We start from the raw sequence: 26,403 nt of genomic DNA, 5'->3' as shown, positions 1-26,403 counted from the left end.
ATATCCTTCTCCCCATAGCGTTGGGAGGTAGGGATGGAAGGCCTTGAAGTCACCGTCCTGCTCGGACTCACGATCCTCGTCGGAACCCTGATCGCCCCGCGCGTGCGTCTCGCGCTCCCGCTCGTCCTCGTCCTGCTCGGACTGCTGCTCGGTTTCGTGCCGGAGCTGCGCGAGGTGCAGCTGCCGCCGGAGACCGTGCTGCTGCTGTTCCTGCCCGTGATCCTGTTCTGGGAGAGCCTCACCACGTCGCTGCGGTCGATCCGCCGCGACTTCCGCTACATCCTGCCGATGAGCACCCTGCTCGTGGTGGCCTCGGCGTTCGCGGTCGCGGGCATCGGCGTGCTGTTCGGGATGCCGTGGGAGGTCGCGCTCATCCTGGGCGCCGCCGTCGCCCCGCCCGATGCCACCGCGGTCGCCGCGCTCGGACGCCTGCTGCCGCGACGCATGTTCATGAAGCTGAAGGCGGAGAGCCTCACGAACGACGGCACCGCGCTCGTCCTGTATGCGATCGCGGTGTCGCTCGCGCTCGGCGGCCAGGTCACGCCGCTCTCCGTCACGTGGGACGTGCTGGTGTCGTACGTCGGCGGGGTCGCGGCGGGCGTCGCGGTCGCCGCGATCGCGTACCTGCTGCTGCGTCGCATGTCGTCGACCATCGTCATCAACGTGACGCTGCTGCTCGTGCCGTTCTCGGCGTTCCTGGTCGCCGAGATGGTGCACGCCTCGGGGGTGCTGGCCGTGGTCGTGGCCGGACTCATCGTGGCCTGGGTGTCGCCGCGCGTGACGACTGCGGCGTCGCGGCGCCAGGCGGACGCGGCGTGGCCCTTCGGCGTGTTCCTCCTCAACGGCGCGCTGTTCGTGCTCATCGGGCTCGAGGTGCAGTACGTGGTGCACGAGGTGCCGCCGTCGGTGATCGGGCGACTGGTGCTGATCACGCTCGCGGTGTGGGCCACGCTGCTGGTCGTGCGCTACCTGTTCCAGCTGCTCAACGTGCTGTTCCAGGGCAGGCCGTCCGCCCGCCCGGCCCCTGGCTCGCGCTCCCGTGCCCGCCTCGTGTCCACCGTCGCGGGGATGCGCGGAGCCGTGTCGCTCGCGATCGCCCTGTCGGTGCCCACGACCGTGACCGAGGGCGGCGCGATCGCCGGCCGCGACGAGATCGTGCTCGTGACGGCCGGGGTGATCCTGCTCAGTCTGCTCGCGCAGGCCCCCATGCTGCCCGCCCTGGTGCGCTGGGCGCGGTTCCCGGTCGACCACGCGGAGGCCGAGGAGTTCGAGCTCGCGGAGCGCGCGATCTCCGGCGCCGCTCTGGCCGCGCTGGACGACCTGGCCGCCGAGCACGGCGTCGGCGCGGAGGTGCGCGATCACGTGCGGGCCGAGGGGTATCGCAACCTGGAGTTCGCGAACGCCCGGACCCTGGCGCGGGAGCAGGCCCTGATCGACGCGGAGGCCGAGGCGCTGGACGACATGCTCGGCGAGCCCGACCCCCTGGGCATCGGCGGGGAGGAGGGCACCGGGGAGCCGGAACCCGACGGCGGCGTCGGCGGCGCGGTCGACCCCGAGTCGAGCGACGGCACGGTGCTGCAGATGATCGCGACCTCGGCCGACGTCGACCTGGCCCAGCGCTCTCCGCTCATCCGGCACGAGGAGCACACGCGACTCAAGCTCGCGCTGCTCGACCGCAAGCGCGAGGTGCTGCTCGGGCTGCGCAGCGCCGGGACCGTGGACGACCTGGTGGTGCGGCGCATCTCGGCCCGGCTCGACCTCGAACAGGTGCGTCTGCAGGGCATCGAGGAGTTCGACTGACCCTCACCCGGTGGTCCGCCCCGGGCACCGCCGGGACCTGTGACGCCGTGTGACGGCGCGATTCCGCCGCCTGCGCCCGACCTGCCTAACGTAGTCGGGTCCCGCCAGGAAGGAACCCCCTCATCATGTCCCGCCGCACTACCACCGTCCTCGCCGCGCTCGCCGCGGTCCCGCTGTTCGTCGCGCTCTCCGGATGCGCGACGGCCTCCTCCGACGCCGGTTCCGGCGACGCGGGGAACGAGACCGTCAAGATCGGGGTCGTCGGCAAGGGCGACGCGCAGTGGCCCGCCTTCGTCGAGGCTGCCGCCGACGAGGGCATCACGGTCGAGCTGGTCGACTTCGGCTCCTACGAGCAGCCGAACCCCGCGCTGACGGAGGGCGAGATCGACCTCAACCAGTTCCAGCACATCGTGTACCTCGCCGAGTACAACAACGCCTCGGGCTCCGACCTCACGCCGATCGGCTCCACCGCGATCTACCCGCTCGGCCTGTACTCGAAGAAGTACGACGACGTGGACGACATCCCCAAGGGCGAGACTGTCGCCGTGCCGGACGACGCGTCGAACCAGGCCCGCGCGCTGAACGTGCTGCAGCAGGCCGGCCTCGTCGAGCTGAAGAGCGGCGGCACGCCCTACTCCGACCTCGCCGACGTCGACACCGAGAAGTCGAAGGTGCAGGTGAAGGCGCTGGAGGCGGCGCTCATCCCCACCTCACTGCCCGATGTCGCCGCTGCGATCATCAACAACGACTTCGTGGAGGACGCCGGGCTCACGTTCGACGACGCGATCGCGCAGGACGACCCCGAGGACCCGAGCGCCCTGCCGTACGTGAACATCTTCGCGGCCCGCGCGGAGGATGCCGACAACGAGACCTACAACAAGCTGGTCGAGATCTTCCAGACGAACGAGGACGTGCAGGCGGGACTCCTCGAGTCCTCCGGTGGCACGGCGGTGGCGCTGCAGACCCCGGTGAAGGACCTCGTGGCCTCGCTGGAGAAGGTCCAGAAGGACGCCGACGCGAAGAAGTGACGCAGTGGGGGTGCGGGGCACCCCCACCCCATGAGGGAGAATCGGGTGGCGCCTCTCGCGTCGCCCGATTCTCCGTTTCCCGAGACCCAGACCGGAGCAGCACATGCCGATCGTCTCCCTGACGAACGTGTCCAAGACCTACCCCTCCCGCAGTCACGGTGAACCGGAGGTCGTCGCCGTCGACGACGTGACCCTCGACATCGACCAGGGCGACGTGTACGGCATCATCGGCTACTCCGGCGCCGGCAAGTCGACGCTGGTGCGCCTGATCAACGCCCTGGAGCCGGCGACGAGCGGCACCATCACGGTCGACGGCGTCGATCTCACCACGCTCGGCGAACGCGAACTGCGCCGCGTGCGCGGCGGCATCGGCATGATCTTCCAGCAGTTCAACCTGTTCTCCTCGCGCACCGTGCGGTCGAACGTGGCCTACCCGCTGACGCTGGCCGGCTGGTCGAAGCCCGACATCGAGGCGCGGGTGACCGAGCTGCTGTCGTTCGTGGGGCTGTCCGACAAGGCGAAGGCCTACCCCGAGCAGCTGTCCGGCGGCCAGAAGCAGCGCGTCGGCATCGCCCGGGCCCTGGCCACCAAGCCCGCGATCCTGCTCGCCGACGAGGCCACCAGCGCCCTCGACCCGCAGACCACGCACGAGGTCCTCGACCTGCTCAAGCGGGTCAACGAGGAGCAGGGCGTCACCATCGTGGTCATCACCCACGAGATGGACGTCATCCAGACGATCGCGACCAAGGTCGCCGTGATGGAGAACGGTCGCGTGATCGAGCGCGGCGACGTGTTCGACGTGTTCTCGGCGCCGCAGAACCCGGCGTCGCAGCGCTTCGTCGGCACGGTCGTGAAGGGCGTGCCGTCGCCGTCCGAGCTCGCCGTGCTGCGCGAGCGGCATCGCGGGCGCCTCGTCACATTCTCGTTCCGCGACGGCGACTCGTCGCAGGCGCAGGTGTTCCTCGACCTCGCGGCCGCCGGACTCGACTTCGAGCTCGTGTACGGCGGCATCAACGACATCCGGGGCAGGGCGTTCGGGCACCTGACGCTCGCGATCCGCGGAGACTCCTCCGCGATCGACAGGGCGCTCACCACGATCGGTGAGCGCGTGGACGTGACCGTGATCGCCGCAGAGGAGGCCCGCTGATGGATCGTCTGAACGAACTGTGGCCCGAGTTCTGGTCGGCCGCACTGGAGACGCTGTACATGGCGTCGTTCGCGCTCGTGCTCGGCGGGATCCTCGGTCTTGCGATCGGCATCATCCTCTACATCACGCGCCCCGGTGGACTCCTGCAGAACCGGGTCGTCTCGGTGCTCGTCAACCTGGGGGTCAACTTCTTCCGACCCATCCCGTTCGTGATCTTCATGGCCGTCGCGCAGCCGTTCGCACGGCTCGTGGTGGGGTCGGGCATCGGCACCACGGCGGGCGCGTTCATCATCGGGCTCGCGGCGGCGTTCGCGATCGGCCGCATCGTGGAGCAGCACCTCGTGTCGGTGTCGCCCGGCGTGATCGAGGCGGCGCGGGCGATGGGGGCGGGGCCGTGGCGCATCCTGTTCACGGTCGCGATCCCGGAGTCCCTCGGACCGCTGATCCTCGGCTATACGTTCATCGTGGTCGCGCTCATCGACATGACCGCGATGGCCGGTCTGATCGGCGGCGGCGGCCTGGGTGCGTTCGCGCAGATCTACGGTTTCCGGCAGTTCGAGCCGATCGTGATGTGGGCCGCCATCATCCTGATCGTGGTATTCGTGCACCTGGTGCAGCTGCTGGGCACGCGGCTCGCCCGGAGGATCATGCGACGCTGACCCCCGGTGGGGCGCGGGTCAGCGCGCCGGGGCGTCCTGCAGGCTCCGGCGGGTGGTGAACACGCGCTCCTCACCGGTGAGCGGGTCGAGGAACCGCAGTTCCCGCGCCAGGAGCTGCAGGGGCCGGGAGAAGTCGTCGGGCTGCTCGGGCAGCAGCTCCGGGTAGAAGCCGTCGTGCAGGATGCCCAGTCCGAGCGCGGCCAGGTGCACGCGCAACTGGTGCATCTTGCCGCTGTGCGGGCGCAGCAGGGTGTGCACCACGCGGTCGTCGGCGTCGATCACGTCGATGAGCGTCTCCGAGTTGGGCTCCCGGGTGTCGTCGACCTGCACGCGCACCTCTCCGCGGTGCTTCTCGATGTGGGTGCGGTACACCAGCGGGAAGCGGGAGGGATCCCAGCCGGCGGGCCGCGCCGATACGGCCTCGTACACCTTCTCGACCCGTCGATCCTCGAACAGCAGCTGGTAGGCGCCGCGGGTGGCGGGGCGGACGGAGAACATCAGCAGCCCGGCGGTCGCGCGGTCGAGGCGGTGGATCGGCGTGAGCTCCGGGTTGCCGAGCCGGTTCCGCAACCGCACGAGCGCCGAGTTCTGCAGGTACTTCCCGCCGGGGGTGGTGGGCAGGAAGTGCGGCTTGTCGATCACGACGAGGTGGTCGTCCTCGTGCAGGATCTCCTCGGTGAAGGGGATCTCCTTCTCGACGGGCGGCTCGCGGTAGTACCAGACGAACTCCTCGGCGCCCAGCGGCGTCTCCCGCCTGAGCGGTCGTCCGTCGCGGGCGACGATCTCGCCGCGGTCGAACCGCACGAGCAGCCGCTCGGGGTCGAGGTGGAAGAACCGCTCGACCATGTAGTCCGCGATCGTCGGCCAATCCCCGGTCAGCGGAACGTGCAACCGCGTGGCGCCGACGCCGTCGCGCACGGGGAGCGGGGAGGGCATGCCCATTGTTCGGCCTTCGGGTGGAGGGGCGGGACCCCTCCACCCTAGGCGACGGCGCCGGTCCGCTCGGCTCAGTCCGCCCCGGCGGCGATCCAGTCGTCGAACGTGGTGGGGGCGAGCCGGGCTCCCTCGGCGGGGAGCAGCACCTCGCCCGCGAACTCGACGCCCAGAGCCGCACCGCGCCACGAGGCGCGCAGCGGAAGCTCTCGTCCGCGGGCGGCGAGGGTGCGCCTGGCCATGTCGACGGCGTCTTCGGTGCGGGGTCCGGCGATGTCGAAGGATCCGCCCAGCGCGGGGGCAGCAGCCGCCTCGACGAGGGCGACCGCCACGTCCGCCGGGGCGATCGGCTGCAGCAGCAGCGGGGGGACGACGCCCTCGCCGTCGACGATCGACCACTCGGCGATCATGGCGGGGAAGTCGTGGAACTGCGTCGCGCGCACGATCGTGAAGGGCACGGCGCCGCGGGCGACCTCGCGCTCCTGAGCCCGCTTGCCGAAGTAGTGCGGGTTGCCCTGCACCCGATCGAGCGCCGCGATCGACAGGGCGACGTGGTGGGCGACCCCGGCGGCGGCTCCGGTGACCAGGAGGGTGCGCGTCACCGTCGCGAACACGCGCTCGGCCTCCGCGACGTCGGACACCGGGGGATTGGTCGCGTCGATCACCGCGTCGACCCCGTCGAGCCGCGCCGCGAGACCCTCGCCCGTCGTCAGGTCCACCCCTTCGCCGCGGCTGAGGGAGATCGCGTCATGGCCTCGCCGTCGCGCCTCCTCCACCACGAGCCGCCCGATCCGTCCTGTCCCGCCTGCCACTGCGATGCGCATGCCGCTCCTTTGTCGTGATCCGTGGCTATCCTGCCCCGGGCCGCCGACATCCGCCGCGCACGCGTGAGCGGCGTCAGGCGTCGAAGCTCAGGCTGAGCTTGCGCAGCAGACCGGCGAGCCGTTCGCGGTCGCCGCGCGACAGTGCCCTGAGCAGCTCGGCCTCCGCGTCGACCAGCCGGGTGATCGCCGCGTCCACCCGGATACGCCCGTCGTCGGTGAGCGTCACCAGCACGCTGCGGCCGTCGCCGGGGTCGGCCTCCCTGCGCACCAGCCGCCGCCCGACCAGCCGGTCGATCCGGTTGGTCATGGTGCCGCTGGACACGAGGGTCTGCTGCAGCAGCTGCTTCGGGGAGAGCTGGAAGGGGGCGCCGGCGCGGCGCAGCGCCGACAGCACGTCCCACTCCCACGACTCGAGGTCGCTGCGGCGGAACACCTCGCGGCGGGCGCGGTCGAGGTGACGCGACAGCCGGTCCATCCGCGACAGCACCTCGAGCGGGGAGAAGTCGAGGTCGGGCCGCTGCGTGTTCCACGCGCCGACGATCCGGTCGACCTCATCCACCTCGCTCATGCGTTCATTATCGCGTGCGCCCCGTCGTCCGCCGACCCGCGGGCGGGCAGCTCCAGGGTCAGGAACACGCTGTGCGGATCCGGCCGGTAGCGGCCGAACGCCGCGCACTCGCGGAAGCCCGCGCGGGTGTACATCGCGACCGCGGGCAGGAAGAAGTCGTCGCGCCCGGTCTCCAGCGACACCCGGCGCACCCCGCGGGCGGTGGCGTCGTCGAGGAGGAACCGCACCAGGGTGCGTCCGATGCCGCGGCCGCGCAGTGCGGGGTCGGTGCGCATCGACTTGAGCTCCTCGTGCCCGTGGTCGACCGTGGCGAGGGCGCCCGTGCCGACGATGCGGTCGTCCAGGGTGGCGGCGAACAGGCGCACGTGCGGTGCGAGGAGTCCGTCGATGGGCAGGGCGTGCTGGCTCTCGGGCGGCGCGGTGCCCTGCATCTCGGTGTGATGCGCGGACACGAACGCCGCGAGGTCCGGCGTGGCGGAGGCGATGTGGGTGATGACGACGTCGCTCATGGCCCCAGCATCGCAGAGCCGTGTTTCGTCGCGATGTCGGCCACCCGGGCGTGCATCGGAACACGAGCGGGGACGTGGCAGACTTGTCGGGCGGTGCCCACGCGGGGGCCGCGGTCCGCCGTGGTGTAATGGCAGCACGACAGCCTTTGGAGCTGTGAGGTCTAGGTTCGAGTCCTGGCGGCGGAGCATGACTGGGAACAATCTCGCCATCGTCGTCCTCGCCGCAGGTCAGGGCACCCGCATGAAGTCGCGGCTGCCCAAGGTGCTGCACCCCATCGGCGGCCGACCGCTCGTCGGGCACGTGCTCACCACGGCGCGTCGGCTGCAGGCCGCGCACATCGAGGTCGTCGTGCGTCACGAGCGCGACCAGGTGGTGGCCGCGCTCGCGGAGGACTACCCCGATGCGGTGTTCGTCGACCAGGACGACGTGCCGGGCACGGGGCGGGCCGTGCAGGTCGCGGTCGATGCGCTGCCCGGCGACTTCGACGGCGATGTGCTCGTGCTCTCGGGCGACTGCCCGCTCGCGGACGCCGAGACGCTCACCGCGTTCCTGGAGGAGCACCGCGCCTCCGGTGCGGCGGCCACCCTCATGACGGCCCTGGTCGACGACCCCACCGGCTACGGCCGGGTGATCCGCGACGCGGACGGCGGTGTCGACCGCATCGTCGAGCAGAAGGACGCGACGGCCGAGGAGGCCGCGGTCACCGAGATCAACGCCGGCATGTACGTGTTCCGTGCCGCGACGCTGCGCACGTACCTGCCGCAGGTGGGCGTCGACAACGCGCAGGGCGAGATGTACCTGACCGATGTGCCCGGGCTGCTGCGCCGCGACGGCGACCGCGTGGCCGCCTCGGTCGTCGACGACGTCGAGGTCACGTTCGGGGTGAACGACCGTGCGCAGCTCGCCGAGGTCGGCCGCCGCTTGAACGCCCGCATCGTGCGCCGCTGGCAGCTCGAGGGCGTCACGGTGATCGATCCGGCGACCACGTGGATCGACGACGACGTCACTCTGGCGCCCGACGTGACGCTCCTGCCGAACACGCAGATCCTGCGCGCGACCACCGTCGCCGCGGGCGCCACGATCGGTCCCGACACGACGCTGGTCACCTGCGAGGTGGGGGAGGACGCGGTGGTGCGGCGCACCGACGCCACGCTCGCCGTGATCGGCGCCGAGGCGACCGTCGGGCCCTTCTCCTTCCTCCGTCCCGGCACCGTGCTGGGCGCCAAGGGCAAGATCGGCGCGTACGTCGAGACGAAGAACGCCGAGATCGGCGAGGGCAGCAAGGTGCCGCACCTCTCCTACGTGGGGGATGCGACGATCGGCCGCGGGGTCAACCTGGGCGCGAGCACCATCACCGCCAACTACGACGACGTGAACAAGCACCGCACCGAGATCGGCGACGAGGTCCACACCGGCTCGCACACGGTCCTGGTCGCGCCCGTTAGGCTGGGTGCTGGTGCGAAGACCGGTGCCGGCGCCGTCGTCCGCAAGGACGTCCCCGCCGGTGCCCTGGCCATGAGCGTGGCCCCCCAGCGCAACGTCGAGGGGTGGGTCGAGAAGAACAGAGCAGGCACGGGGGCGGCGGACGCCGCGGCCCGGGAGAACACGGCGGAATAGGCGGAGCATGGCCCGGAAGAAGAAGACGGTCGACCTGGATCGCGACAACGGGGTGGCCCCCGGGATCATCGCGAAGACCAAGAAGCGGCTCGTCGTCGCGGGCGGGCGCTCCCACCCCGAGCTGACAGCGGCCGTCGCCGAGGCCCTGGGCACCGAGATCGCGCCGGTGGAGCACCGCACGTTCGCGTCGGGGGAGATCTACGCCCGCTTCGAGGTCTCGATCCGCGGCGTCGACCTCTTCCTCATCCAGACCTTCGGCGAACCGGTGAACGAGTGGCTCATGGAGACGCTCATCATGATCGACGCCGCCAAGCGCGCGTCGGCCAAGCGCATCACCGTCGTCGCCCCCTACTATCCGTATTCGCGCCAGGACAAGAAGGGCCGCGGCCGTGAGCCGATCAGCGCCCGCCTGGTCGCCGACCTGCTCAAGACGGCCGGCGCCGACCGCGTCATGAGCGTCGACCTGCACGCGGCGCAGATCCAGGGCTTCTTCGACGGCCCGGTCGACCATCTCTTCGCCAAGCCGGTGCTGCTCGACCACTTCGAGCGCACGCTGAGCCCGGAGGACCGCGAGATCCTCACGGTCGTCTCGCCCGACATGGGCCGCGTCCGCGTCGCCGACACGTGGTCGGACAGCCTCGGTGCGCCGCTCGCGATCATCCACAAGCGCCGCGACCCGAAGGTCGCCAACCAGGTGTCGGTGCATGAGATCGTCGGCGCCGTCGAGGGGCGCACGTGCCTCCTGGTCGACGACATGATCGACACCGGTGGCACGATCGTGAAGGCCGCTCAGGCGCTCAAGGCCAACGGCGCGCACCGTGTGATCGTGGCCGCGACCCACGCGATCTTCAGCGACCCCGCCTCGGAGCGGTTGCAGGACGCCTCGATCGATGAGGTCGTCGTGACGGACACGATCCCGCTGTCGGCGTCGCGCCGCTGGGACAACCTCACGATCCTGCCGATCGCCCCCCTGCTGGCCAGGGCGATCCACGAGGTGTTCGAGGACGGCTCCGTGACGAGCATGTTCGGCGGCGACGCCTGACGCATCGGCACAGCACAGCCGGAGCATAGGCGCGGTCCCTACCGTCGAAGGATCGACAGACCCCGACCCACGGAGGCCCCCATGATCCGCACGACCGTACCCACATCCGTCCGCACCGGTTCCGCGCTTCTCGGGGTCGCCGGCCTGGTCGTACTCGCGGGGTGCGCGGGCACCCCCGACGCCGCCGACTCGTCGAACGCTTCGACGGCGCCGACGGGTTCGAGCTCGTCGTCCGGCGGGGGCGACGCCGCGGGCTCCTACAACGACGGCACCTACACCGCCGAGGGGTCGTACCAGACCCCGGAGACGGTCGAGCAGATCTCGGTCACTCTCACGCTCGCGGACGGCGTCGTGACCGACGTCGAGGTGACGGGCGACCCGAAGGCACCCGAGACCGAGCAGTATCAGGGCCAGTTCATCGACGGCATCGCGGACGAGGTCGTGGGCAAGCCCATCGACGAGCTGAACGTGAGCCGCGTCGCGGGGTCGTCGCTCACCAGCGGCGGCTTCAACGACGCGCTCGAGTCGATCAAGGAGCAGGCCGCCTCCTAGGCGCGGGGCCTCGTCATGGCGGGTTGGCGTTTCGAGGCGATCGGCACGCACTGGGAGATCGAGACGTCATCGCCGCTCCCGGAGCCCGTCCGATCCGCCGTGTCGGCGGTGATCGAGAGGTTCGACCGCGCCTGGTCGCGGTTCCGGGCCGACTCGGAGGTCTCGCGTCTCGGGCGCGAGGGAGGGACGCTGGCCTCCGCCGACGCGGCGCCCATGCTCGACGCGTATCGCGCGCTGACCACGGCGACCGACGGGGCCGTCAACCCTCTCGTCGCCGACAGTCTCGCCGCCCTGGGCTACGACCGTGAGTACTCGCTCGTGCCGCGGGACCCGCTCGCCGCGCCCGCGGACTGGACGGAGCGGGTCTCGTGGACCTCGACCGGGGTGACCGCGTCGGCTCCGGCCCTGCTCGACGTCGGCGCGCTCGGCAAGGGTCGCCTGGTGGACCTGGTGATGACGGAACTGGCGGAGGTGCCGGACGACGTCGTGGTCGACGCGGGCGGTGACCTCCGGGTCCGCGGCTCCGGTGAGCGCGTCGCCCTGGAGCATCCGTACGACCCGCGGAAGGCCGTGGGCGTGGTCGAGGTGCGTGACGGCGCGCTGTGCGCCTCGGCCGTGAACCGCCGCGCGTGGGGAGACGGGCTGCATCACGTGCTGGACGCCCGCACCGGGGTGCCCGTGCGCACCTGGGCGGCGACCTGGGCGCTGGCGCCCGACGCGATGATCGCCGACGCCGTGGCCACCGCGCTGTTCTTCGACGGGGGCCCGGCGCTCGCCCTGGCCTGGGGCGTGGAGTGGGTGCGCATGACCACCGATGGGCGCCTGCAGCGGTCGCCGGGCTGTCCGGCCGAGCTGTTCACGGTGGGCGGGCCTGGCCGGGCGGCCGCTGACTAGGGAAGAGTGGAACCGTGATCACGACATTCGCCGCTGCACGCCAGCGCGTCCTCGCCGTGCTGGGCGCGCTGTCGATGTACCGCCTGGTGCTGTTCGCCCTCATCGCCCTCGCCGCGATCGCCCTCGTCCTGTCGCTGTTCGGGGTGATCGTGTCGCCGACGCCCGTCGAGCTCGTGGTGTCGTTCGTGGTGCTCGCGGCCGTGATCTCGGCGGTGGACGCGGCGGCGCAGCGCATCCTCCGGCTGCCGTGGCGGATCGAGTCGTCGCTGGTGACCGCGCTCATCCTGCTGTTCGTGCTGCGTCCCGGTGTGGAGCCCGCAGCCTTGCTCGGGCTCGCGATCGCGGGCGCCGTGGCGAGCGTGTCGAAGTACGTGATCGCCTGGCGCGGCCGCCACATCTTCAACCCGGCGGCCTTCGGTGCGGCGGTCGTCTCGATCCTCGGCGCGTTCGGAGCCTTCGCGTGGCTGGGTACCTCGTCGTCGTGGTGGGTCGGCACTCCGGTGCTCGCCGTGCCGGTGGTGCTGCTCGGGCTCGCCGTGCTCTGGCGCACCGAGAAGATCCGGGTCGTGTCGCTCTTCCTCGTGGCCGCGGTGGCAACGTCCCTGGTGCGCCAGGCCGTGCAGGCGGCGCAGTTCGACATCCCGTTCGACCTCGTCACGGCGCTGTCGTTCGCGGTGCTGCAGTCGCCGTTCCTGTTCCTCGGCGCGTTCATGCTGTCCGAGCCGCTCACGCTCCCGCCGCGACGGCGACAGCAGCTCGCGGTCGCGGTCCTGGTCGGTGTGCTCGCCGGCTGGCCGATCTCGGTGGCCGGGCTGTTCACGCTCGGCCAGGAGCGGGCGCTGCTGATCGGCAACCTGCTCGCCTTCGCGTTCGCGCTGCGCGGCTCGGTGCGGCTCGTGCTGGAGCGTCGCACCTTCGTCACCCCGACCGCGCAGGAGCTCACGTTCCGCGCGAAGGGGCGGGTCCGGTTCCTCGCCGGCCAGTACCTCGAGCTGGACGTGCCGCACCGCCGTCCCGACGCGCGGGGCACTCGACGGGAGTTCAGCATCGTCTCGGCACCGGCCGACCTGCCGACGCTGCGCATCGCGTACAAGAACGGCGACCAGAATCACCCGTCCAGCTACAAGCGCGCGCTGGCGGCCGCGGAGCCGGGGGCGACGTTCGCGGTCACCGGCACGTGGGGCGACTTCGTCCTGCCGCGCGGCGAGCAGCCCGTGCTCATGGTCGCGGCGGGCATCGGCGTGACGCCGTTCGTGTCGCAGTTGCGGCAGCTGCGGGCCACGGGTCAGCAGCGCGACGTGGTGCTGGTCTACGTCGCCGCGGAGGCCGCGGAGCTCGCGTTCCGGGAGGAGCTGGAGGCGACCGGCGTGCGGACGGTGGTGTTCACGCGCGACGAGCCCACCGGGCTTCCCGCGCACTGGTCCTGGGCGCGGGGCGCGCGCCTGGGTGCGGAGTCGCTCGAGCAGGCCGTGCCCGACCTGGCCGAGCGGCACGCGTTCATCTCCGGACCGCCGCGGCTGATCGCCGACCTCGCGCCGGCGCTGCAGAGGGCGCGCAGCCTCACGACCGACGCGTTCGCGGGTTACTGAGCGGGGGCCGGAGCGGGCGCGGACGGGATCCGCACCGTGAAGGTGGTGTCACCCGGCTCGCTGGTCACGTCGATCACGCCCCCGTGCCCCTCGACGATGGCCTTCACGATCGCGAGGCCGAGCCCGGTGCCGCCGGTCTGACGGGCGCGTGAGGTGTCACCGCGGGCGAAGCGGGCGAAGAGCTCGTCGCGGATCGCGGGGTCGATGCCCGGCCCGTCGTCGTGCACGCGGAGCACGGCGTCGTCGCCCTCCCGGGCGACGCTGAGCGTCACCGTGGTCCCCGCCGGGGTGTGTGCCCTGGCGTTCGCGAGCAGGTTCGCCACCACCTGGTGCATGCGCCCGGCATCGCCCAGGATCAGCACCGGCTCGTCCGGGACCTCGATGCTCCAGTGGTGCTCGGGCGCGGTCGGCCGCGCGTCGGAGAGGCCCTCCAGCGCGAGCTGCGCGAGGTCGACGTTGCTGTAGACGAGCTCGCGGCCCTCGTCGAGCCGGGCGAGCAGCAGCAGGTCCTCCACGAGCCTGGTCATGCGCAGCGACTGCGCCTGGATGCGCTCGAGCGACGACGTGGTGCCCTCGATCGCCTCGGGCGCCTTGGCGGGGTCGGTCGCGGCGTCCGCCTGACGGAGGGCGCGCAGGGAGAGCTCGGAGTAGCCGCGGATCGAGGCGAGCGGGGTGCGCAGCTCGTGGCTCGCGTCGGCGACGAACTGCCGCATGCGCTCCTCGTTCTTCTGCCGAGCGGCGAGGGAGACGTCCACGTGGTCGAGCAGCTTGTTGAGCGCCGCGCCCACCAGTCCGGTCTCCGTGCGCGGATCGGCCTCGGCGGGCGGCACGCGCTCGGTGATGCTGACCTCGCCGCGGTCGAGCTGCTGGTTCGCGACCCGGGTGGCGGTCGCGGCGACCGCGCGCAGCGGACGAAGGCTCACCCGGATGGTCACCGCGGTGGTGAGGGCGAGGAGGATCAGGCCGCCCACGGTCGCGAGCACGATCACGGTGAGCAGCTGCGTGAGCTGGTTCTGGATCTCGTCGCGGGGGAGTCCGGTGACCACGACGACGCCGTTGCTCGCGGTGGTCGCGAAGACGCGGTACGAGCCGAGCCCGTCGAACGTGATGGTGCCCTGGGTGCCGAGGGCGACCGTGCCGTACAGCTGTCGCAGCTGCTCGGAGGTGAGGGTGGTCGACCGGTTGCTGAGCTCGGCGCGGTTGTCGTGGAACGCGACGCCCGTGGCGCCGGCGACGGGGCTTCCCACCGAGAGCAGCAGCCCCGGCACGGGGTCGATGCGGTAGAGGATGTTCTCGACGGTCGCATCGGACGGCGCGACCCGCTCGACGACCTGGTCGCGGATCGTGACGGCGTAGCCCTTGACCTTGTCGTCGAGCTGCTGTTCGAGCGTGCTGCCGAGGGTGGCGCTGGTGATGATGGCGACGATGACGAGGATGAGCGACACGAAGCCGATCACGGCCGTCATGAGCCGCGTCTGCAGGCTCATGGGGCGTCGCGTCATCGTCGCTCCGCTCACTGCGGGGCCTTGATCATGTAGCCGACGCCGCGCACCGTGTGCAGCAGAGGAGTGCGTCCGGCGTCGATCTTCTTGCGCAGGTAGGAGATGTACAGCTCGACCACCGACGACTTCCCGCCGAAGTCGTAGCTCCACACCCGGTCGAGGATCTGCGCCTTCGACAGCACGCGGCGCTCGTTGCGCATCAGGTAGCGCAGCAGCTCGAACTCGGTCGCGGTCAGCTCGATCTCGGTGCCGTCGCGCACGACCTCGTGGCTGTCCTCGTTGAGTGTGAGGTCGGCCACGCGGAGGATGGACTGCCCGTCGTCCGCGGTGGCGTGGCCGGTGCGGCGGATGATCGCGCGCAGGCGGGCGATCACCTCTTCGAGGCTGAACGGCTTGGTCACGTAGTCGTCGCCGCCGGCGGTGAGGCCCGCCACGCGGTCGCCGACGGCGTCCTTGGCCGTGAGGAACAGCACGGGCACGAGGTTGCCCGCATCGCGAAGCCGCTTGAGCACGGACATCCCGTCGAGGTCGGGCATCATGATGTCGAGCACGAGCGCGTCCGGCTCGAACTCCTTGGCCACCTGGATGGCCTCGAGGCCGGACGACGCGGTGCGCACCTCCCACCCCTCCATCCGCAGGGCCATGGCGAGCAGGTCGGTGAGCATCTGCTCGTCGTCCACGGCGAGGATGCGCAGAGGGGAGCCGTCGGGGCGGCGCAGTTCGGGCAGGTCGCTGGTCATAGCGTCTATTCTGCGGAATCTCCTATGCGATTTCTATGGAGGCCGCTATGTGTTCTCTGGGAACAGCCCTCCCGAATGTCTGCGCCCGGGTCTACCGTGTGCTCATGACCGACAGCGTCGAGCATCCTTCCCCCATCGTCCACCGTCCCTCCACCGTCTCCGAGGTCGCCGACCTCGTCCGTCGCGCCGCACGGGAACCCGTCCCGCTGACCGTCGTCTCCGGCGGGCACGGCCCCTGGTCGCACGCCCCCGCACCCGGCATCCGCATCGAGCTCGGCGCCCTGGCCTCCGTCGAGGTCGAGGGCACCAGGGTCCGCATCGGCGGCGGCGCCGTCTGGGGCCACGTGGCCGCGGAGCTCGCGAACCACGGCCTCGCGCTCAGCTCGGGCGACACCGCGAGCGTCGGCGTGGGCGGTCTCACCCTCGGCGGCGGCATCGGCTGGATGGTCCGCGCCTGGGGCCTCGCGGTCGACCAGCTGGTCGGCGCGCAGGTCGTGACCGCGACCGGCGACGTGATCGAGACCTCCGCCGACGAGCACCCCGACCTGTTCTGGGCGCTGCGGGGCGGTGGCGGCAACTTCGGCATCGTGACCCGCTTCGACTTCGAGGCGCACCGGCTCCCGGGCATCGCGCTGGCCGAGAACGTCGTCGACGGTGATGCCACCGACGTCCTCCGGGCGACACGCGACCTGATGCGCGATGCCCCGCGCGAGCTCACCGTCACGTTCATGGACGTGCCGCCCATGGACCCGAGTGCTCCGGCGGGCGCCAGGCTCACCGCGGTCTGGGCCGGCCCCGAGCCCGAGGCGCTGCAGGCCGCCCTCGCCCCGATCGCCGCGCTCGATGGCGTGCACAGTGAGGTCAGTACGCCGGCCTACCGCGACATCCTGCTGGAGATGCCGCAGCCCGAGGGGGAGGAAGCCCCCGCTCCTCCCGGGTTCATCGCGGCCAACGGGCTCATGTCCGACCTCGATGACGAGCTGATCGACCGCCTGATCGCCTTCCGGAGCGCCTATCCGGCGTCGGTCGTGTTCCTGCGCTCGCTCGGCGGCGCCTTCGCCGACGTGCCCCAGGAGGCGACCGCGTTCCCCGCCCGTTCCGCGACCTGGTTCGTGATGGCGGCCGCCTTCGACATCCCCGGACTGCTCGACGACGCCGCGCGCGAGCGCGCTGCCGTCGAGGTCCAGCGGATCGCCGTGGGGCGCCTCGCCGAGTACAGCAACTTCGTCGACACGGAGCAGTCCGAGACGGTCGCCGGCATGTATGCCGAAGAGGCGTTCGCCCGGCTCCTCGAGGTCAAGCGGCAGTGGGACCCGCAGAACCTGTTCCGCCGCAACCACAACATCAGCGTCTGAGCGACGACGCACGAGGGCCCGGGAACCATGCGGTTCCCGGGCCCTCGTCGCACGGAGGCGTCAGTGCGTGTCCTCGGCCTCGATCTCGGTGCGGTCGCCCGACCACAGCGTGTGGAACGTGCCGTCCTTGTCGATGCGCTTGTAGGTGTGGGCGCCGAAGAAGTCGCGCTGACCCTGCACGAGCGCGGCGGGGAGGCGGTCGGCGCGGATGCCGTCGTAGTACGACAGCGACGACGAGAACGCCGGGGCGGGGATGCCCGACTGCGCGGCCGTCACCACGACGCGGCGCCAGGCGGACTGGGCGCGGGTCAGCGCCTCGGCGAAGTACGGCGCCGTCATCAGCACGGGAAGGTCGGGCGTCTCGGCGTAGGCGTCCGCGATCCGGTTCAGGAACTGCGCCCGGATGATGCAGCCGCCGCGCCAGATCTTGGAGATCGCGCCGAGGTCGATGTTCCAGCCGTACTCGGCGGCCCCCGCGCGGATCTCGTCGAAGCCCTGCGAGTACGCGACGATCTTCGACGCGTAGAGCGCCAGGCGCACGTCCTCGATGAACGCATCGACCTGATCGGCCGGCACGGTGAACTCCTCGTCGGGTCCGGGCAGCGACGCGGCGACGGCGCGCTGCTCGGGGTGCGAGGAGAGCGAGCGGGCGAAGGTCGCCTCGGCGATGCCGGAGACCGGGACGCCGAGCGACAGCGCGGTCTGCACGGTCCAGGCACCGGTGCCCTTGGCGCCGGCCTGGTCGAGGATCACATCGACGAGGGGCTTGCCGGTCTCCGCATCCACCTGACGGAGCACCTCGGCGGTGATCTCGATCAGGTACGACTCGAGCTCGCCGCGGTTCCACTCCGCGAAGATCTCGGCGATCTCGGCGGGCGACTTGCCGGTGCCGCGACGGATGAGGTCGTAGGCCTCGGCGATCAGCTGCATGTCGGCGTACTCGATGCCGTTGTGCACCATCTTGACGAAGTGGCCGGCACCGTCGTGACCCACGTGCGTGACGCACGGTTCGCCCTCGGCGACCGCCGCGATGGACTTGAGGATCGGGCCGAGCGTGACCCACGACTCGTCGGAGCCGCCGGGCATGATCGAGGGACCGGTGAGCGCACCCTCTTCGCCGCCGGAGATGCCGGCGCCGACGAAGTTGATGCCCGTCTCCCGCACGGCCTTCTCGCGGCGGATGGTGTCGGGGAAGTAGGCGTTGCCGCCGTCGACGATGATGTCGCCCGGCTCGAACACCTCGACCAGCGAATCGATCACCGCGTCGGTCGGGGCACCCGCCTTGACCATGATGATGGCCGTGCGCGGCTTCTGCAGCGCATCGGCGAACTCCTGGTACGTCCGGGCGGGGATGAAGCCGGCTTCCGGATGCTCCTCGAGGAGGGTCTCGGTCTTCTCGTAGCTGCGGTTGAAGATCGCCACGGTGTTGCCCTCGCGGCTGGCGAGGTTGCGGGCGAGGTTCGACCCCATGACGGCGAGTCCGACGACTCCGATGTTCGCTGATGCTTCGGGCACAGAGGGCTCCTCGATCGTGAAGAAGGGTTGTGTTCAGCGTATCGCTGTGCGGTCGGTCGGTGCGCGATCGTGTCCTCGTGAGGCCGCGGCGGTGCGGCCCGCCTCGACCTCTACGCTGGTCGGAGCAGGCCTGCAGAGAGGGAGTCGTCGTGACGGAGTCCGAGAAGAAGGTACGCGCCGTGGTGGCGGTGCCGCTGCCCGAGGAGCTGTGCCGGCTCATCGAAGAGCTGGAGCCGCGCCTGGAGGTGGTGAGCGATCCGTCGCTCGTGCCACCGATGCGCGGGCCCGCGGACTGGTCAGGCGACCCCGGGTTCACGCGCACGCCGCAGCAGCAGGAGGCCTTCGACGCGCTGGTCGACTCCGCCGACGTGCTGTTCGGGATCCCGGACGTCGATCCCCGCGCCCTGGCGCGCACGGTGTCCGCGAACCCGCGGCTGCGCTGGGTCATGACCACGGCGGCGGGCGGCGGGAGCACGGTGCGCGCCGCGGACCTCGGTCGCGCCGACCTGGACCGGGTCGTCTTCACCACGAGCGCCGGCGTGCACGGTGGCACTCTCGCCGAGTTCGCGGTGTTCGCCGTGCTCGCCGGTGCCAAGGGGTTGCCGCGTCTGCTGGAGGATCAGCGCGACCGTCGCTGGCCCGAGCGGTGGGAGATGAGGCAGGTCGAGGAGATGACGGTGCTCGTCGTCGGGTTGGGCGGGATCGGAGCGGAGTGCGCGCGCCGATTCGATGCGCTGGGTGCGCGGGTGTGGGGCACGAGCCGTTCCGGCCGCCCGGTGGAGGGGGTCGAGCGGCTCGTCTCCCCGGATGCGCTGAGCGAGGTGGTCGCGGAGGTCGACGCGATCGTGGTCACGCTGCCCGGTACCGCGCAGACCCGGCACCTGATCGGCGACGACGTGCTGCGGGCGGTGCGCCCCGGGGTGATCGTCACCAACGTGGGCCGGGGGAGCGTGATCGACGAGGCCGCGCTGCTGCGGGCGCTGGACGACGGGCGCGTGGGGTTCGCCGGGCTGGACGTGTTCGAGGAGGAGCCGCTGCCGGAGGACTCGCCCCTGTGGTCGCACCCGCGCGTGCTCGTGAGTCCGCACACCGCGGCGCTCAGCTCCCGCGAGGAGGAGCGCATCGCCCGCCGCTTCGCGGAGAACGCCACCCGCCTGCTCGACGGCCGCGAGCTGCGCGCCGTGGTCGACACCGTCGAGTTCTACTGATCCGGGCGGCGATGAGCGTCCGCATCGTGGTGATGGGGCCGAGCGGCTCGGGCAAGTCGACGGTGGGCCGGGCCCTCGCGGAGGCGCTGGACGCGCGGTTCGTCGACGGTGACGATCTGCATCCGCTCACCAGCGTCGACAAGATGGCTGCCGGTGTCCCGCTCGACGACGAGGACCGCCTGCCGTGGTTGCGGGTCGTGGGCGAGACGCTGCGCGCGCACGACCGGATCGTGATCGCCTGCTCCGCGCTGCGGCGTCGCTACCGCGAGGCGATCAGGGCGGGGGCGCCGGAGGCGTTCTTCGCGGAGCTCGTCGTCGATCCTGCGGTGCTGGCCGCGCGGATGCGGGCGAGGGAGGACCACTTCATGCCGGCGTCGCTGCTGGACTCGCAGCTCGCGGCGCTGGAGCCGCTGGAGGGCGATGAGCGCGGGGTGCGGGTCGAGGCCACGCGGAACCCCGCCGGGGAGGTCGACGCCATCGTCACCGCGTGGCGGGACGAGGAGCGTCGGAGGGGCGATCAGTCCTTGCGGTAGCCGGAGCGGCCGAGCGAGAACAGCGCGCCCGCGGTACCGATCGCGGCGCAGAGCGTCATGGCGCCGATGAGCCAGAGGAGGACGTGCGAGAGGAAGGCGCCGTCGAGCATGGGGGTACTCCGAGTTCTGCAGAAGGGACGGTGTCCTCAGCCTATCGGGTGATCCGGTACCATGGACACGTACCTCGGCGAGGGATGTTTCTGCGCGTGCGCGGATCTCCGTAATCGACGCGGCGAAGCAAGCCCGGTGGCTTTCCTCACGCGTCCGCGTTCGAGTTCACAATTCCAAGACCACCGCGCGGCGCCTTCGCTGCGTGCCCCGAAGGAGAACCCATGTCTGAAGACACCACGGTCCACGCCGAGCTGCGCAACAGCTTCGGCAAGGGCTTCGCCCGTCGTCTGCGCGCCGCCGGCAAGATCCCCGCCGTCATCTACGGCCACGGCACCGAGCCCGTGCACGTCGCGCTCCCGGGCCACCAGGTCTCGCTGATCGTGCGTCGCGCGAACGCGCTGCTCGACCTCGACATCGAGGGCACCTCGCAGCTCGCGCTCGTCAAGGACGTGCAGAAGGACCCGGTGCACCAGATCATCGAGCACATCGACCTGCTGGTCGTGAAGAAGGGCGAGAAGGTCGCGATCGACGTTCCCGTCGTCGTCACGGGCGAGTCGGCTCCCGGCACCATCGTCAACCTCGACGCGACCACGCTGTCGGTCGAGGCCGAGGCCACCCACATCCCGGAGCACATCGAGGTGTCGGTCGAGGGTCTCGAGGAGGGCGCGCACATCACGGCCGCCGACGTCACCCTGCCCAAGGGCTCGTCGCTGCTGACCGACCCCGAGGTCCTGGTCGTCGCGATCGCCGTTCCGGCCGCTCCGGTCGAGGACGAGGCCGAGGCCGCCGAGGGCGAGGCTCCCGCCGAGGCCGCCGAGGAGGCCGCCGCGGAGTGATCTCCGACAGCTTCACCACGGAGGGGACGCGATCGCATCGCGTCCCCTCCGTCGTATCCTGACCGGGTGCGCGGCGCCCGCGAGAGAGGACGAGGAATGGCAGTCACCTGGCTCGTTGTCGGACTCGGCAACCCGGGTCCGCGGTACGAGGCGACCCGCCACAACATCGGCCAGCTGGTCGTCGACGAGTTGGCGAGCAGGCGCGGCGAGACGTTCCGTGAGCACAAGGGCGGTGCTCGTGTGGTGGAGACGTGGCTGCGCCCGGGGGCGGACAAGCTCGTGCTCGCCAAGCCGAACACCTTCATGAACGTCTCGGGGACACCGGTCGCCGCACTGGCCCGGTTCTACTCCGTCGCGCCGGAGCACGTGGTCGTGGTGCACGACGAGCTCGACATCCCGTTCGACACGGTGAAGCTGAAGACGGGCGGCGGCCACGGCGGACACAACGGCGTGCGCGACGTGGCGCGCGCGCTCACGACGCCCGAGTTCCCGCGCGTGCGCGTGGGGATCGGGCGCCCGCCCGGGCGTCAGGACCCCGCCGATTGGGTGCTGTCCCCGTTCGGGAAGGACGAGCGGGCGAACCTGCCGCTCCTCGTCGCGGATGCCGCCGATGCGGTCGAGCTGCTGGTGGACGAGGGGCTCCTGGCCGCGCAGCAGAAGCACCACGCGCCCCGCTGAGCGGCCGAGCGATCAGGCGGGGGAGCCTGCGAATCCGGCGGCACCACCGACGGCGAACGTGACGAGCACGACGGCGGAGAAGATCACGACGCCGAGCACGGCGAGCACGAGCGCGGCGATCCCGGCACCGCGACCCTGCCGACGGCGGATCGCGATGATGCCGAGGACGAGCGCGGCGACGCCGAACACCGTCCCGGTCCAGAACGACAGCTCCGCCCACAGCACCTGATCTCGCGCCGGGCTGAGGACGCTCAGGTCGTTGCCGCTCGAGACGCCGTAGGGGAGTCGTCGGCCGATCTCGAAGGCGCTGATGCCGCCGAGGATCGGGGCCACGACGGCCGCGACGAGGGAGAAGACGAGGGCGAGCGAGCCCAGGACGCCGGAGCGCTGCGGAGCCGCATCCGGCACACTGTAGGCCCCGGACGGCACCGCGTAGCCGCCCACGGGCACGGCGTAGGCACCGGGAGGGGCGGCGGGTGCGACCGGAGCCGCGGTCGGGTACGCGCCGGGGGCAGCGGCGTATGCCTGCGGTGCCGGGGCAGCGCCGTACGACGGCGGGACCGGGGCGGCTGCGTACGACGGCGGGACCGGGGCGGCATCGTATGCGGGCGGGACCGGGGCGGCAGACGGCGCGGGGGCGTATGCCGGGAGTGCCGGCGGGGGTCCGTCGGGGGTCGAGCGTGCGCCGGGGGGAGGAGGCAGCTGTGGATCGGTCACGCCCCCATCCTAGAGGCGCTGCCGTCCTCGCCCCCGGGCGCCGCAGCCGTCAGACCCGCCGGAGCAGTCCGACGCGGTCGTACACGTCGGACAGCGTCGCATCGGCGACGGCGTCCGCGCGGGCGGCGTTCGCGGCGAGGATGCGATCGAGCTCGGCCGGGTCGTCGAGGAGCTCGAGCGCGCGTTCCCGCACCGGCCCGAACTCCGCCACCACGACCTCTGCCAGGCCCTTCTTGAAGTCTCCGTAGCCACGGCCCGCGTACTCGTCCTCGATCGCGGCGATCTGCCGACCGGTGAGGGCTGCGTAGATCGTCAGCAGGTTCGAGACACCGGGCTTGTTCTCGCGGTCGAACCGCACCGAGCCCTCGTTGTCGGTCACGGCCCGCATGATCTTCTTGGCCGACTTGGCCGGGTCGTCGAGCATCCACAGGACGCCGGCGTCGCTCTCCGCCGACTTCGACATCTTCGCGGTCGGGTTCTGCAGGTCGTAGATCCGTGCCGTCTCCTTCTGGATGACGGGGATCGGCACCGTGAAGGTGGGACCGAAGCGCGAGTTGAAGCGCTCGGCGAGGTCGCGCGTGAGCTCGACGTGCTGCTTCTGGTCGTCGCCGACCGGAACGACGTCGGTCTGGTAGAGGAGGATGTCCGCGGCCATGAGCACTGGATAGGTGAAGAGTCCGACGCTGGTCGCGTCAGCGCCGTACCGGGCGGACTTGTCCTTGAACTGCGTCATGCGACCGGCCTCGCCGAAGCCGGTGATCGTGCTGAGGATCCACGCCAGCTCGGCGTGTGCGCGCACGTGGGACTGCACGTACAGCGTCGACTGCGAGGGCTCGATGCCCGCTGCGATGTACTGCGCAGCCGTCCGGCGCGTCTTCTCCCGCAGCTCCGCCGGCTCCTGGGCCACGGTCAGGGCGTGCAGGTCGACCACGGAGAAGAAGGCGTCGTACGAGTTCTGCAGCTCTCGCCACTGCAGGAGAGCGCCGATGTAGTTGCCGATCTGGAGGGAGTCGGCGGAGGGCTGCATTCCGGAGTAGAGACGAGGCTTGTTCACCCGTCAATCCTATGCGCCCGTCGCGCGGCCCTCCGCGCGGCCGTCGCCTACGCTGGCGGCATGACCGAGACACCCCCGCCCGCACGAGGCCAGGTCTTCCTCGACGCCCTCGGAGCGGAGGCGGAGCGACTGCATCCGGAACTGCTCGCCTCGTTCCGTCGCCCCTCGGCCGTCGGTCACGCGGAGGGGGTGTTCGCGATCGCGGGAAGCCGCTTCGGTCGATGGTCGGCGCTCGCCCGTCCCGTCGTGGGCCCGCGTCTGCTCGTCACCGCCCGGGGCCGCGCGGTGCCATTCACGCTGATGACGGTGTCCGGGCGGTCTCCGTCGGGGCGTGCCACGCTCGACTCCGTCCGCGTGTTCGGCTTCTCCCGCGGTGCGCAGGAGATCGCCGACCGTTTGACCGTGAGCGTCCGCCCTGGGCTGGTGCGCAACCTCCTCGGCTCGCGCGGTCGGGTCGAGCTGATCGAGGCGTGCTCCGTGACATCGGAGGGGTTCCTCCGCATGAGCACGGTGCGGGTCGCGCTGCGTCTGTGCGGTCGACGGGTCGCGCTCCGCGGACCCCTCGGCGTGCACGTCGATCTCGTGGACGGCTGGGACGAGGAGCACCGTCGCCGCACGATCGACATGCGCGCGGTGAACCCGGTGCTGGGGACGGTCTTGGAGTACCGAGGGTGGTACCGCGAACATGACCGGCACGCGGCTGCGCAGCCCGGCTCCTAGCGAGCCGATCCGTGTCCGGGGTGAGGCGTCCTCAGTACGAGTAGTCGACGACGACCGGTGCGTGGTCGCTCCAGCGCTGGTCGTAGGCGGCGGCCCTGGCGACGTGGTAAGCCTCGACCCGTTCCGCGAGAGCGGGAGTTGCGAGGTGGTAGTCGATGCGCCACCCGGAGTCGTTGTCGAATGCCTTCCCGCGCATGGACCACCACGTGTACGGACCGTCGACCTCACCGTGGAAGCGGCGCCCGACATCGACCCAGCCGAGGCCGGTGCCGACCGAGCCATCGGTCCCCGTGATCGACGTGCCCGCCTCGCCGAGGAACCGGTCGAAGTACGCGCGTTCCCGCGGGAGGAAGCCGGCCTTGGTGCGGTTCCCGCGCCAGTTCTTGATGTCGAGCTCGCGGTGGCCGACGTTGAGGTCGCCCGTGACGAGGGCGAGGGCGCCGTCGGTGTTCAGCGACGCGAGTCGGGCCTCGAACGCGTCGAGGAACTTCCACTTCTCGTCCTGCTTCGGGGTGTCCGCCTCGCCCGAGTGTACGTAGGCGCTGACCACCGTCAGCGGCCGGTCGCCGATCACGTAGTCGGCCTCGATCCAGCGACCCTTCGAATCGAAGTCCTCCGGCCCGAAGTCGGTGCGGGAAGCGACGGCGGGGAGGCGGCTGGCGATCGCGACGCCTGCGCGCCCCTTCGCCGTTGCCGCGTCGTGCACAAAGGTCCATCCGGGGAGGGCGGCCTCGATGTGCTCGTCCTGGCCGCGGACCTCCTGCAGGGTGAGGATGTCGATGTCCGCCGCGTCGAGCCACGAGCTCATCCCGTTGCGAGCCGCCGCTCGGATCCCGTTGACATTGACCGTGGCGATACGCAGATGAGGCATTCCTCCAGCCTAACGAGCGCCTCCGACATCACCGCGGTCCTGGCGGTGGTTGAGCTCCGTGAGCAGACGCTGTGCCAGCGGGGAACCCGCCGGCAGCGGCGGCGGGGCAGTGGCCTCGAGGTGCGTCACTTCCTCCCGTGCGCGGCGCAGCGCCCGCTCGGTCGCCCACACGCGGTACCAGGGGGCGGCATCGCGCTCCGCCTGCGCGTCTCGGGCTCGGATGCGCGCGGCGACGAGCAGCGCCCGGTGCTCGTCGATGCGGCGCTCCGCCTCGGTCTGGGCGAGGAGCGGCAGGTCGCGGTCCTGTGCCGTCACCGCCATCCACGACGCCGCGACGAGCATCACGACGCCGTTCACGCGGAACCACAGCAGCAGTCCGACGAAGATCGCGAACGTGGCCAGGAGAGGGTTCGACGGCGTGTAGCTCAGCAGGAAGCCGACACCGAACTGCAGCACGGTCATGGCCGCACCGCCGAGGAGTGCGCCCGGCCAGATCACTCCCCAGTGCAGCGAGGTCCCGGTGAGGAATCGCACCATCGCGGCCAGGGCCCCGGTCAGGAGCACGAAGGACACGAGCACGGTCCCGATCCGGATGCTGAGGTTCAGCCCGTCCGATCCGGAGTCCCACCCGAGGAGGGTGAGGAGCCAGCGCAGCACGGCCGCACTGGCCGAGCTGAGGGCCGACCCGAGGATCAGGGCCACCCCGAAGATGAGGGCCGCGAGCAGATCGCGGGCCTTCAGCAGCAGGTAGCTGCGGCGGTCGGGCTCGAGCCCGAAGATGTCTCGCACGGCGCGGCGGGAGAAGGTGACCCAGCCGATCGCGGTCCAGATCACCGTGCCCAGGGCGATGAGGCCGGTGACGCCGAGCACGCCGGTCGTGTTGGAGGCGATCTCCTGCACCTGCTGCGGTGTGAACACGCCGCCCTGGTCGAGGATCAGGTTCGGGATGTAGTTGTTGATGATGTCGATGAGGCCGTTGACTGCATCTTCGCTGCCGCCCAGCCAGAGACCGGCGATGGCGAAGGCCAGGTACACAGCGGCGAAGATCGCGAACAGCGCCTGATAGCTCACGCCCGCGGCGAGCAGGAAGCCGTTGTGCTGCAGGAAGTGTCGCCACACCCGCACCGGGAACAGTCCCAGGGTGCGCTGCGTCAGCGCGGTCGCGCGCTCGACCGCCGCATCGAGACGACCGGGCTCGGTCGCGGCACCAGTGGGGTCGGACACGACCCCACCCTATCCAAGGCGCCCCACGCCGGGACGCCTCCGAGACGCGGGGAGGGGGGGGGCGGGACTGGAGCAGGCCCTTCTCCCTTGGGGGAGGGGTCCCCCGAGGTGTTTCTTTTCCCCCCCTCCCCCCCCCCCACAACCCCCCCCCCCTCATGTTGGCCATTTTTCCTGTC

At 71.2% G+C, this 26,403-nt stretch carries 27 protein-coding genes and 1 tRNA gene; 16 read left to right on the top strand and 12 right to left on the bottom strand.

The genetic code is table 11. The features are described 5' to 3' along the window. The first annotated feature begins 33 nt into the window (after positions 1–33). From ACWGQ1_RS09700 to ACWGQ1_RS09685, 4 genes are all read left to right on the top strand, one after another. A complete protein-coding gene (locus tag ACWGQ1_RS09700) occupies positions 34–1,800 on the top strand; it encodes a Na+/H+ antiporter (protein ID WP_136036320.1) in 1,767 nt (588 codons plus the stop codon). 125 nt (positions 1,801–1,925) lie between these two features. Beyond that, entirely contained in the window at positions 1,926–2,828 is a 903-nt protein-coding gene (locus ACWGQ1_RS09695; protein ID WP_452312859.1) for a MetQ/NlpA family ABC transporter substrate-binding protein, read from the top strand. A 103-nt stretch (positions 2,829–2,931) separates the two neighbouring features. Next, entirely contained in the window at positions 2,932–3,975 is a 1,044-nt protein-coding gene (locus ACWGQ1_RS09690; protein ID WP_136030433.1) for a methionine ABC transporter ATP-binding protein, read from the top strand. Beyond that, positions 3,975–4,634, top strand: a complete 660-nt coding sequence (locus tag ACWGQ1_RS09685) for a methionine ABC transporter permease (RefSeq protein WP_136030431.1) — start codon at positions 3,975–3,977, stop codon at positions 4,632–4,634. The genes ACWGQ1_RS09690 and ACWGQ1_RS09685 overlap by 1 nt, the downstream gene beginning before the upstream one ends. 18 nt (positions 4,635–4,652) lie before the next feature. Here the strand turns inward: ACWGQ1_RS09685 and ACWGQ1_RS09680 are convergent, their stop codons facing one another. From ACWGQ1_RS09680 to ACWGQ1_RS09665, 4 genes are all read right to left on the bottom strand, one after another. Next, a complete protein-coding gene (locus tag ACWGQ1_RS09680) occupies positions 4,653–5,576 on the bottom strand; it encodes a pseudouridine synthase (RefSeq protein WP_247981952.1) in 924 nt (307 codons plus the stop codon). Positions 5,577–5,641: 65 nt separating this feature from the next. After that, complete coding sequence (locus ACWGQ1_RS09675) at positions 5,642–6,391, bottom strand: NAD(P)H-binding protein (protein WP_452312858.1); 750 nt, start codon at positions 6,389–6,391, stop codon at positions 5,642–5,644. A gap of 73 nt (positions 6,392–6,464) precedes the next feature. After that, a complete protein-coding gene (locus tag ACWGQ1_RS09670; RefSeq protein WP_136030425.1) occupies positions 6,465–6,959 on the bottom strand; it encodes a MarR family winged helix-turn-helix transcriptional regulator in 495 nt (164 codons plus the stop codon). Then, positions 6,956–7,468: a GNAT family N-acetyltransferase gene (locus ACWGQ1_RS09665; protein ID WP_452312857.1), complete on the bottom strand. Its 513-nt coding sequence runs from the start codon at positions 7,466–7,468 to the stop codon at positions 6,956–6,958. Before ACWGQ1_RS09665 ends, ACWGQ1_RS09670 begins: the two co-directional genes overlap by 4 nt. 114 nt (positions 7,469–7,582) lie before the next feature. On the opposite strand from ACWGQ1_RS09665, the gene ACWGQ1_RS09660 reads away from it, so the two are divergent. The 6 genes from ACWGQ1_RS09660 to ACWGQ1_RS09635 all read left to right on the top strand — a co-directional run bounded on the left by ACWGQ1_RS09660 (position 7,583) and on the right by ACWGQ1_RS09635 (position 13,163). Further along, positions 7,583–7,654, top strand: a tRNA-Gln gene (locus ACWGQ1_RS09660). 1 nt (position 7,655) lies between these two features. Then, positions 7,656–9,086 carry a bifunctional UDP-N-acetylglucosamine diphosphorylase/glucosamine-1-phosphate N-acetyltransferase GlmU gene (gene glmU / locus ACWGQ1_RS09655; protein WP_136045702.1) on the top strand — a complete coding sequence of 477 codons (1,431 nt, stop codon included), beginning with the start codon at positions 7,656–7,658 and terminating at the stop codon, positions 9,084–9,086. Positions 9,087–9,093: 7 nt separating this feature from the next. Next, positions 9,094–10,128, top strand: coding sequence for a ribose-phosphate diphosphokinase (locus ACWGQ1_RS09650; protein WP_136030418.1), 1,035 nt, complete (start codon positions 9,094–9,096; stop codon positions 10,126–10,128). An 81-nt stretch (positions 10,129–10,209) separates the two neighbouring features. After that, positions 10,210–10,680: an FMN-binding protein gene (locus ACWGQ1_RS09645; RefSeq protein WP_136030415.1), complete on the top strand. Its 471-nt coding sequence runs from the start codon at positions 10,210–10,212 to the stop codon at positions 10,678–10,680. Positions 10,681–10,695: 15 nt separating this feature from the next. Continuing rightward, the gene (locus ACWGQ1_RS09640; RefSeq protein ID WP_452312856.1) at positions 10,696–11,574 is read left to right on the top strand and encodes an FAD:protein FMN transferase; all 879 of its coding nucleotides are present in this window, start codon (positions 10,696–10,698) and stop codon (positions 11,572–11,574) included. A 14-nt stretch (positions 11,575–11,588) separates the two neighbouring features. Beyond that, positions 11,589–13,163, top strand: coding sequence for an FAD-dependent oxidoreductase (locus ACWGQ1_RS09635; protein ID WP_452312855.1), 1,575 nt, complete (start codon positions 11,589–11,591; stop codon positions 13,161–13,163). On the opposite strand, the gene ACWGQ1_RS09630 is transcribed toward ACWGQ1_RS09635, so the two are convergent. After that, on the bottom strand, positions 13,157–14,665 hold the full coding sequence (locus ACWGQ1_RS09630; RefSeq protein ID WP_240753228.1) for a sensor histidine kinase: 1,509 nt from the start codon (positions 14,663–14,665) through the stop codon (positions 13,157–13,159). The two genes, ACWGQ1_RS09635 and ACWGQ1_RS09630, sit on opposite strands and share 7 nt — an antisense overlap. Before the next feature lie 11 nt (positions 14,666–14,676). Continuing rightward, positions 14,677–15,405, bottom strand: coding sequence for a response regulator transcription factor (locus ACWGQ1_RS09625; protein WP_136030408.1), 729 nt, complete (start codon positions 15,403–15,405; stop codon positions 14,677–14,679). A 104-nt stretch (positions 15,406–15,509) separates the two neighbouring features. On the opposite strand from ACWGQ1_RS09625, the gene ACWGQ1_RS09620 reads away from it, so the two are divergent. Next, a complete protein-coding gene (locus ACWGQ1_RS09620; protein ID WP_452312854.1) occupies positions 15,510–16,760 on the top strand; it encodes an FAD-binding protein in 1,251 nt (416 codons plus the stop codon). A gap of 60 nt (positions 16,761–16,820) precedes the next feature. Here ACWGQ1_RS09620 and gndA read toward each other — a convergent pair whose 3' ends face one another. Then, positions 16,821–18,275 (bottom strand): NADP-dependent phosphogluconate dehydrogenase, encoded by a 1,455-nt coding sequence (gene gndA / locus ACWGQ1_RS09615; protein WP_136030406.1) that lies wholly within the window; start codon positions 18,273–18,275, stop codon positions 16,821–16,823. Positions 18,276–18,424: 149 nt separating this feature from the next. On the opposite strand from gndA, the gene ACWGQ1_RS09610 reads away from it, so the two are divergent. Both ACWGQ1_RS09610 and ACWGQ1_RS09605 read left to right on the top strand, forming a co-directional pair. Beyond that, positions 18,425–19,483, top strand: a complete 1,059-nt coding sequence (locus tag ACWGQ1_RS09610; RefSeq protein WP_136030404.1) for a D-2-hydroxyacid dehydrogenase — start codon at positions 18,425–18,427, stop codon at positions 19,481–19,483. Positions 19,484–19,494: 11 nt separating this feature from the next. Continuing rightward, complete coding sequence (locus ACWGQ1_RS09605; protein WP_136030402.1) at positions 19,495–20,016, top strand: gluconokinase; 522 nt, start codon at positions 19,495–19,497, stop codon at positions 20,014–20,016. On the opposite strand, the gene ACWGQ1_RS09600 is transcribed toward ACWGQ1_RS09605, so the two are convergent. Beyond that, positions 20,001–20,126: a hypothetical protein gene (locus ACWGQ1_RS09600; RefSeq protein ID WP_275090547.1), complete on the bottom strand. Its 126-nt coding sequence runs from the start codon at positions 20,124–20,126 to the stop codon at positions 20,001–20,003. The two genes, ACWGQ1_RS09605 and ACWGQ1_RS09600, sit on opposite strands and share 16 nt — an antisense overlap. 222 nt (positions 20,127–20,348) lie before the next feature. On the opposite strand from ACWGQ1_RS09600, the gene ACWGQ1_RS09595 reads away from it, so the two are divergent. Together ACWGQ1_RS09595 and pth are read left to right on the top strand one after the other, a co-directional pair. After that, the gene (locus ACWGQ1_RS09595) at positions 20,349–20,963 is read left to right on the top strand and encodes a 50S ribosomal protein L25/general stress protein Ctc (protein WP_136030399.1); all 615 of its coding nucleotides are present in this window, start codon (positions 20,349–20,351) and stop codon (positions 20,961–20,963) included. 96 nt (positions 20,964–21,059) lie between these two features. Continuing rightward, on the top strand, positions 21,060–21,641 hold the full coding sequence (pth, locus tag ACWGQ1_RS09590; RefSeq protein WP_136036311.1) for an aminoacyl-tRNA hydrolase: 582 nt from the start codon (positions 21,060–21,062) through the stop codon (positions 21,639–21,641). A gap of 12 nt (positions 21,642–21,653) precedes the next feature. Here pth and ACWGQ1_RS09585 read toward each other — a convergent pair whose 3' ends face one another. After that, positions 21,654–22,358: a hypothetical protein gene (locus ACWGQ1_RS09585; RefSeq protein ID WP_452312853.1), complete on the bottom strand. Its 705-nt coding sequence runs from the start codon at positions 22,356–22,358 to the stop codon at positions 21,654–21,656. Positions 22,359–22,407: 49 nt separating this feature from the next. Then, complete coding sequence (gene trpS / locus ACWGQ1_RS09580; RefSeq protein ID WP_452312852.1) at positions 22,408–23,412, bottom strand: tryptophan--tRNA ligase; 1,005 nt, start codon at positions 23,410–23,412, stop codon at positions 22,408–22,410. Between the two features lie 60 nt (positions 23,413–23,472). Here trpS and ACWGQ1_RS09575 point away from each other — a divergent pair, with 60 nt between their 5' ends. Continuing rightward, positions 23,473–24,132 (top strand): DUF4166 domain-containing protein, encoded by a 660-nt coding sequence (locus ACWGQ1_RS09575; RefSeq protein WP_206253104.1) that lies wholly within the window; start codon positions 23,473–23,475, stop codon positions 24,130–24,132. Positions 24,133–24,163: 31 nt separating this feature from the next. On the opposite strand, the gene ACWGQ1_RS09570 is transcribed toward ACWGQ1_RS09575, so the two are convergent. Then, positions 24,164–25,003 (bottom strand): exodeoxyribonuclease III, encoded by an 840-nt coding sequence (locus ACWGQ1_RS09570; RefSeq protein ID WP_452312851.1) that lies wholly within the window; start codon positions 25,001–25,003, stop codon positions 24,164–24,166. A gap of 9 nt (positions 25,004–25,012) precedes the next feature. Then, complete coding sequence (locus tag ACWGQ1_RS09565) at positions 25,013–26,227, bottom strand: YihY/virulence factor BrkB family protein (protein WP_247639050.1); 1,215 nt, start codon at positions 26,225–26,227, stop codon at positions 25,013–25,015. Positions 26,228–26,403 lie beyond the last annotated feature (176 nt).

The sequence above is a fragment of the Microbacterium sp. NPDC055599 genome (assembly GCF_053618975.1).
This window is presented reverse-complemented; position numbering and strand designations above follow the sequence as displayed.